Here is a 6,808-nt window from a genome sequence, read left to right on the forward strand (position 1 = left end):
GAACGTCCCGCACCCGGCGGGAGACGACGGGGATCGGAGAACCAGACTCATGAGACTGTCCTTGGAACGACGACATGCGTTGGCGACCACGGCTTGTGGCGCCGCGGCGGCGTTGATCCTGAGCGCCTGCGCCGGATCCGACACGGCATCGCAGACCGACAACTCACCACCGACGTTCGACTTCGCTTCCGGCACCGAGACACCGGGGATGCCCGGCGGAACCGCGCCCGGCACCGCGATGCCTGGGATGCCCGGGATGCCGGGCATGTCCGGCATGCCGGCTGCCGTGCAGAGTCCCGCAGCGGCGCCCACGACCGCGAACGCGGTGAACATCGACAACTTCGCGTTCGTGCCATCCTCGGTCACCGTGCCCGTCGGGACGACGGTCACCTGGACCAACAAGGACGAGGAACCGCACACCGTCGCCAGCAGCGACGGCAGCTTCCATTCACCCGGGATGGGCGCCGGAGCCACCTTCGCCTTCACCTTCACCAAGGCGGGCAGCTTCGACTACGTCTGCTCGATCCATCCGTTCATGCACGCGACCGTCGTGGTGACGCCATGAGCACCTCCCCGCCCGAACACACCGATCCGCGCGACCCGCACACCATGACGCGGCGCCAGCTCATGCGACACACCGCCTGGTTCGGTGCCGCGGTCGGGTTGACCGTCGTCGGTGGCGAGGTCCTCTCCCATGTCGCCGGGGCCGCGACCAGCCCGGCCACCCCGACGACCCGTCCGACCCTGCGGTTCGCCCAGATCAGCGACAGCCACATCGGCTTCCAGGGCACCGCGAACAGCAACGTCACCGACACCTTCACCGAGGCGATCGGACAGGTCAACTCGCTCGGCTACACCCCCGACTTCGTCATCCACACCGGTGACCTCACCCACCTCGCGACCCCGGAGCAGTTCGACCAGGTCAAGCAGATGATGACCGGGCTCGACACGCCACACATCTTCACTGTGCCCGGCGAACACGATTCCACTGACGACGGCGGCCAGCGGTACCGGGACGCGTTCGGCAAGGGCACCCGCGGCGACGGCTGGTACAGCTTCGACACCGCCGGCGTGCACGTGATCGCCCTGGTGAACACGTTGAACTTGAAGCAGCTGGGCCACCTTGGGCAGGACCAACTCGACTTCGTCAAGAACGATGTCGCCGGGTTGTCCGCCGACACCCCGATCGTCGTGTTCAGCCACATCCCATTGTTCGCGATGTACCCGCAGTGGGGGTGGGGTACCGACGACGCCACCCAGGCACTGAGCTATCTGCGGCGCTTCTCGTCGGTGACCTGCCTCAACGGCCACGTCCATCAACTGTTCACCAAGACCGACGGCAACATCACCTTCTACAGCGGCACCACCACCGCCTACCCGCTGCCGAGGCCCGGCGAGGGCGGCCCGGCCGCCATACCGAAACCGGTCACCCTGCCCGCCGGGAAACTGCACGGCGCCCTCGGCATCCGGGAAGTCGGCTACGTGAAGGGTCGGCAGACCCTCGCGATCAAGGATCAGGCCCTGACATGAAGTTCACCCGGACATCCACGCTCGAGAAGGAGTCGTCCACCGTCGTTGCAGACGCGGCGACCGACGGCCGGTACAGCGGGTCGATGTGGCGCACCCTCCCGGATCTGTTGCTGCGCATCGGGATCTGTGTGTCGGTCGCGATCAGTGGCTACATCCATTTCGACCTGTACCGGGGCGGCTACCGCTACATCCATCTGATCGGGCCGTCGTTCCTGCTGCAGGCCGCCGCCTCCTTCGCGCTTGCGGTGTTGCTGTTGCTGGGAGGCCCGCTCACGCTGCGCATCGCTGCGGGCGGTCTCGGTGTCGCCGCGTTGGCGGCGTTCGTGTTGTCGCGCACCGTGGGCATCTTCGGGTTCACCGAGATCGGCTGGCAACCCGCGCCGAGGGCGGCGGTCAGCGTCGCCGCTGAATTCGCCACCGTCCTCTTGTGCGCCGTCTCGGTCCTGATCCATGTGCGGTCGCGGCGTGCAAGCCGGACGAGCCGGTCGGGTGGCGTCGATCGATTGCCGTCCGCACCGCAGCCGCCGCCGCCGAACCGGAGCAGAGCGGGAGCGTGACCCCATGTTCAGCAATATCGGCTGGGACAAGATCGTTGTCCTGTTCGTCGCAGCCCTCGTCGTGCTGGGCCCGGAACGACTACCCGGCGCACTGCACCAGTCGCTGCAATTCCTGCGCCGTGCGCGCGACTACGCCAGCGGCGCCACCGAGCAGCTGCGGGACGAGCTGCGGCCCGCCCTGGACGAGCTCGGCCGGGTGCTTCCGCAGCCCACTCGGCACCCGGACATCGCGCCACGAATCGTCATGACCCCTCACGAGTCCGAGGGGAGCATCGCCGGCCCCACTGCGCCTGCCAGCGATGCGCCGGACGACCGAGACGAGGACGTGTAACCCGCGCCCCTATCTATCTGTGAGGGTCTCGCTGACCCTCGACCGACGACCCAAAATTCGGGAGGTACGACATGGGCACAATGAGCCCGTGGCACTGGGCGATCGTGATCGTGGTCCTCATGCTGCTGTTCGGTTCGAAGCGGCTACCTTCCGCAGCGCGCGGCCTGGGACAGTCGCTTCGCATCCTCACCAGCGAAATGAAGGAGATGCAGCGCGAGCAAACCGCCTCCCCGGCGACTGCTCCCGTCTCCACCCCAGGTGATCCGCGCCCCTCCGCTGCGCAGCCCGCGCCGACGCCCGAACCCACAGACCCCGAGCCCTGAATCGCTCGTCGCTTCGTTCCCCCCGCCGCAGTCCGGGTGGGATCACCCGAACGGGCGGCTTCCGACCAATCACCAGAAGGCGATCGTGCGAAACCCGTTCGAGCTGCTCCGTCGGAGAACCGCCGCCGATCCGGGCGGCACCATGCCGCTGGTCGAGCACCTGCAGGAGCTGCGCACCAGGGTGCTGATCTCGCTCACTGCGGTCCTGATCGCCACGATCGTCGGTGTCGTCTGGTACTCGCACCCGATTCTCGACGTCGACAGCCTCGGCGAGATCCTGCGCGGCCCCTACTGTGCGCTGCCACCCGACGCGCGCGCGGCCCTCACCGTCGACGGCACCTGCCGGCTACTCGCGACCGGACCGTTCGAGCAGTTCATGCTCCGGTTCAAGGTCGGTCTCACGGCCGGCATTGTGCTCGCCTGCCCGATGTGGATGTACCAGATCTGGGCGTTCATCACGCCGGGCCTTCACCCGAAGGAACGCCGATACGCGATCGGATTCGTCTCGACAGGCTCCGTGCTCTTCATCGCCGGTTCGACGCTGGCCTACCTGGTGCTCGCGAAGGCGCTGCGCTTCCTCCTGACCATCGGCGACAACGTCCAGGTCACCGCGCTCAGCGGCACCCAGTACTTCGGCTTCATGATCAACCTGCTGGTCATCTTCGGGGTCAGCTTCGAGATACCACTGCTGATCGTCGCGCTCAACTTCGTCGGCGCCCTCACCTACACACGGCTGAGGGAATGGCGGCGCGGCCTGATCTTCGGGCTGTTCGTCTTCGCCGCAGCCGCGACGCCAGGCCAGGACCCGTTCTCGATGCTCGCGTTGGCGTCGGTGCTCACCGTTCTGTGCGAGGGCGCGGTCCAGATCGCGCGCGTGCACGACAAGCGCAAGGCGAAGCGGGAGGCGAGCGAAGGCTGGAGCACGGTCGGCGACGACGCGGCATCCGACCTGCGCGCACCCGAGCCCGTCGCAGCGGTCGAGAGGATCGGCGGCCAGGATACCGTGTGAGACCTGCCCCGCGACCGAAGTTTTCGGATCCGCGAGCGACACCGTGACGTGTCGGAAGGCCGGTCTGAGGTTCCCGGTATCGGCGATGCATCAGGAGCCGTCTCCATCGGTGCTACGCCATTGTGTCCACATCCAACGAGTGTTTCTCCGACAATGGTCAGGGGTGTTCGGGGGCAGAAACGAAGGGGCCATCGATGAACTCGGACTCGACGATCTCGCCACAGGCCGCCGCCGACCGTCTCGCCATTCGTGACGCCTACCACGCGACGACGCACTTCAACGGTCAGAGCACGGTCACGATCGACGGCAACCGCGCGACCGGCGAAAGCTACTGCCTGGCCCACCACGTGTCCATCGACGACAGCGGGCGCCGCACACTGATGATCGCCTCCATCCGTTACCTCGACGAGTTCGTCAGGCACGAGGGCAATTGGTTGTTCGCCGAGCGCCGGCTGATGGTCGACTGGACCGAAACCCGCACCGGCAACCCGTAACCTGATGGCCCCCTACGAGAAGCAGTGGGCGCGGCTACGTGGGCGCCTGTGGAGGCCACCCCGCACCCACGGTGAGCAGCCTCGAGAACGTGTGGTCGGCCCACTCGAGCTCTTTTACGACCTCGTCGTCGTCACCTTGGTGGCGCAGACCGCGCTCCTTCTGGCCGAGCGTCCGAACTGGCGGGGGCTGGGCGAGTTCGCGACGGTGTTCACCATCGTCTGGATCGCCTGGCTCAACGGCAGCCTGCACCACGAGCTGCACGGCCGCGAGGACGCCCGCGGCCGCAGCACCTTCCTGCTGCAGATCCTGGTGCTGGTTCCCTTCGGCGCGTGCATCTCGCGAGCCGGTGGTGACCGCGGTGGTGCGTTCGCCGTCACCGCGGGAGTGCTGTTCGCGTTGCTGGCCGGCCTGTGGACGCTGGCGTCACGCCGAGATTCTTCCGAATACCGTCGTGCCAGTCGGATTTTCGTCGCAGGAACCGCACTGTGTTCGGCGGTCATGCTGGCGAGTGCGGCGTTACCCACCGATGTCAGGATGCTGGTCTGGGCAATGCTCGCGGTTGCGTACCTGGTCGGTTTCGCGCTGATGGTCCTGACGGCCACCCCTGTGCGGGCCGCGACGCTCACCATCACCGACGCGCTCATCGAACGATTCGGGTTGTTCATCATCATCGTCCTGGGCGAGACGGTGGCCGGCGTGGTCGCTGGGCTCGATGGAGGTCCGATCGACGCCCTCACTCTGGCCGTCGGGCTCGTCGCCGTCGTGGTCGGATTCGGGGCGTGGTGGAGCTATTTCGATTTCGCGGGAGGCCGGCCGCCGAGACCGGGTCGTGCAGCCACGCTTTCATGGATCATGGCCCACCTGCCGTTGACGATGGCCATCACCGTGATGGGTGCGGCGATTGCCCGGTTGGTCGATCACGCGCACGACGCGCGGACGCCCGCTGCTGCGTCGTGGATGCTCTGTGCGGGCACCGCTGTCACGCTGTGCACCACGATGGTGCTGGCGTCCACTCTGAAGGACTGGTCGGTTCGGCCGGGCCACTACCGTCCACTCGCGGTTGCCTGCGGCGCAGCCGCGGTAGCCGCTCTCGCGCTCGGCGCCGTGCGCCCTGCTCCGCTGGCACTCAGTCTGATTCTCGTTGCCCTGTACTCAATTCCGTGGGGAGTGGCGGTTGCGCGCCGGTAGCACCACGGCCGCGAGATACCCGATGCTCGACTCGCGACCACCCGAGGGTCCGTGATACGCCGACCTGCTGAGGCCGAACTCCACCGCGCTCGTGCGCCCCGCCGAACCGGCAGGCGATCCCGACCGCGCGACAAGCATCCTCTGCGCCTGATCCATCAGGAAGAGCTCCCCACGCACACGCCGCTCGGTGCCGACGCAGTCGACATGGCGGTGAGCTACTCCGCCGTTTCCACATCTGCCGACTTCGCGGCCCAGTACCCGCCGAAATTCCCTGACATGGGCGCCTGATTGACCTTCACGTCGTCAGGACCATGCGGTAGCGTGCGCACCCTTGCTCTGCAGTGGTCAGGATTCGTTGGCGGCGCGCTTGATGACATCGGCGACCGCCTGAGGACGGGAGACGTAGACCGCGTGGCTCCCCGCCGTTTCGATGATGTTCGCGCCCATACGTGTTGCCATCGTCCGTTGCGCCGACGGGGGGATCATCCGGTCGTCGGAGGCGACGAGGTACCAGCTCGGCTTGCTGCGCCAGGCCGGCTGCGACACGACACCGCCGAGCGCCTCGAGACCCCAGGGGACCTGGGAGTCCGCCATGAACGCGGCGTCCCGCGGGAAGAGGTCCCCGGCGAACGACTCGTGGAACTTCTCACGGTCGAGGGCAAGGAACCCGCCCTCCGGCGGAAGGATGGGCGGCTGGGGCCCATCCGTCGGGAAGGTGCCGATCAGGGTGTCGACGGACTCGCCCGCGTCCGGGGCGAAGGCCGTCACGTAGACGAGTGCGGAGACGTTGTCGTGGGTGCCTGCCTGGCTGATCACCGCGCCGCCGTACGAGTGGCCGACGAGGACGGCGGGTTCGGACTGGCGGTCGAGGATCCGGCAAGTCGCGATGTCGTCTCCGTTCAGCGTGATCGTGGGGTTCTGCACGATGCTGACGGAGTACCCGTCGGCGGTCAGGATGTCGTAGACACCCTTCCATCCGGATCCGTCGACGAATCCGCCGTGGACGAGCACGACCGACTTGGTGGGGTTGCTCATGGTCATCTCTCCTTCGTGCCCCCAAGGAACGGGAACGCCTGGAGGCTGGGCTCGGACGTCAATTTCCTGCGTCGATCGATGACATGGATGCGTGACGACGACCCCTCGCGATGGCCGATCACTCGGCCGCGCTGCGAGCACATGTGGGCGACGACACCGTCGCCGATTCTAAGCCGGTCACCCACTGTGCGAGGGCTTTACCGGAACACCGGCCCAGGCCAAGTGTCGGAACCTGAACTGCTGCAGTACCTTTTGTCGGGTTTCGAACCTGCACATGGAGAGCGGTCGCGCCCCTGTGCCGACCGGGCTGTTCGAGACCGCCGGGCACCGCACTCGGTGC

9 protein-coding genes are annotated in these 6,808 nt (G+C 67.1%); 8 read left to right on the top strand and 1 reads right to left on the bottom strand.

The window, feature by feature from the left end:
• Positions 1 to 49 precede the first annotated feature (49 nt).
• The 8 genes from ACFXGJ_RS15335 (at position 50) to ACFXGJ_RS15370 (ending at position 5,433) form a co-directional block, all read left to right on the top strand.
• Entirely contained in the window at positions 50 to 565 is a 516-nt protein-coding gene (locus tag ACFXGJ_RS15335; protein ID WP_378621326.1) for a cupredoxin domain-containing protein, read from the top strand.
• The gene (locus tag ACFXGJ_RS15340) at positions 562 to 1,530 is read left to right on the top strand and encodes a metallophosphoesterase family protein (protein WP_378621329.1); all 969 of its coding nucleotides are present in this window, start codon (positions 562 to 564) and stop codon (positions 1,528 to 1,530) included. The genes ACFXGJ_RS15335 and ACFXGJ_RS15340 overlap by 4 nt, the downstream gene beginning before the upstream one ends.
• A gap of 83 nt (positions 1,531 to 1,613) precedes the next feature.
• Positions 1,614 to 2,087, top strand: coding sequence for a hypothetical protein (locus tag ACFXGJ_RS15345; protein WP_378621351.1), 474 nt, complete (start codon positions 1,614 to 1,616; stop codon positions 2,085 to 2,087).
• Between the two features lie 4 nt (positions 2,088 to 2,091).
• On the top strand, positions 2,092 to 2,418 hold the full coding sequence (gene tatB, locus ACFXGJ_RS15350; protein WP_378621331.1) for a Sec-independent protein translocase protein TatB: 327 nt from the start codon (positions 2,092 to 2,094) through the stop codon (positions 2,416 to 2,418).
• 71 nt (positions 2,419 to 2,489) lie between these two features.
• Positions 2,490 to 2,741: a Sec-independent protein translocase subunit TatA gene (gene tatA / locus ACFXGJ_RS15355; protein WP_378621334.1), complete on the top strand. Its 252-nt coding sequence runs from the start codon at positions 2,490 to 2,492 to the stop codon at positions 2,739 to 2,741.
• Positions 2,742 to 2,826: 85 nt separating this feature from the next.
• Positions 2,827 to 3,750 (top strand): twin-arginine translocase subunit TatC, encoded by a 924-nt coding sequence (tatC, locus tag ACFXGJ_RS15360; protein WP_378621337.1) that lies wholly within the window; start codon positions 2,827 to 2,829, stop codon positions 3,748 to 3,750.
• 194 nt (positions 3,751 to 3,944) lie between these two features.
• The gene (locus tag ACFXGJ_RS15365; RefSeq protein WP_378621339.1) at positions 3,945 to 4,244 is read left to right on the top strand and encodes a nuclear transport factor 2 family protein; all 300 of its coding nucleotides are present in this window, start codon (positions 3,945 to 3,947) and stop codon (positions 4,242 to 4,244) included.
• A 91-nt stretch (positions 4,245 to 4,335) separates the two neighbouring features.
• Complete coding sequence (locus ACFXGJ_RS15370) at positions 4,336 to 5,433, top strand: low temperature requirement protein A (RefSeq protein ID WP_378621343.1); 1,098 nt, start codon at positions 4,336 to 4,338, stop codon at positions 5,431 to 5,433.
• A gap of 345 nt (positions 5,434 to 5,778) precedes the next feature.
• Here the strand turns inward: ACFXGJ_RS15370 and ACFXGJ_RS15375 are convergent, their stop codons facing one another.
• Entirely contained in the window at positions 5,779 to 6,468 is a 690-nt protein-coding gene (locus ACFXGJ_RS15375; protein WP_378621345.1) for an alpha/beta fold hydrolase, read from the bottom strand.
• Between the last annotated feature and the right edge of the window lie 340 nt (positions 6,469 to 6,808).

Origin of the sequence: Rhodococcus sp. NPDC059234, from assembly GCF_042754225.1 — a bacterium.
Classification (GTDB): Bacteria; Actinomycetota; Actinomycetes; order Mycobacteriales; family Mycobacteriaceae; genus Rhodococcus_G.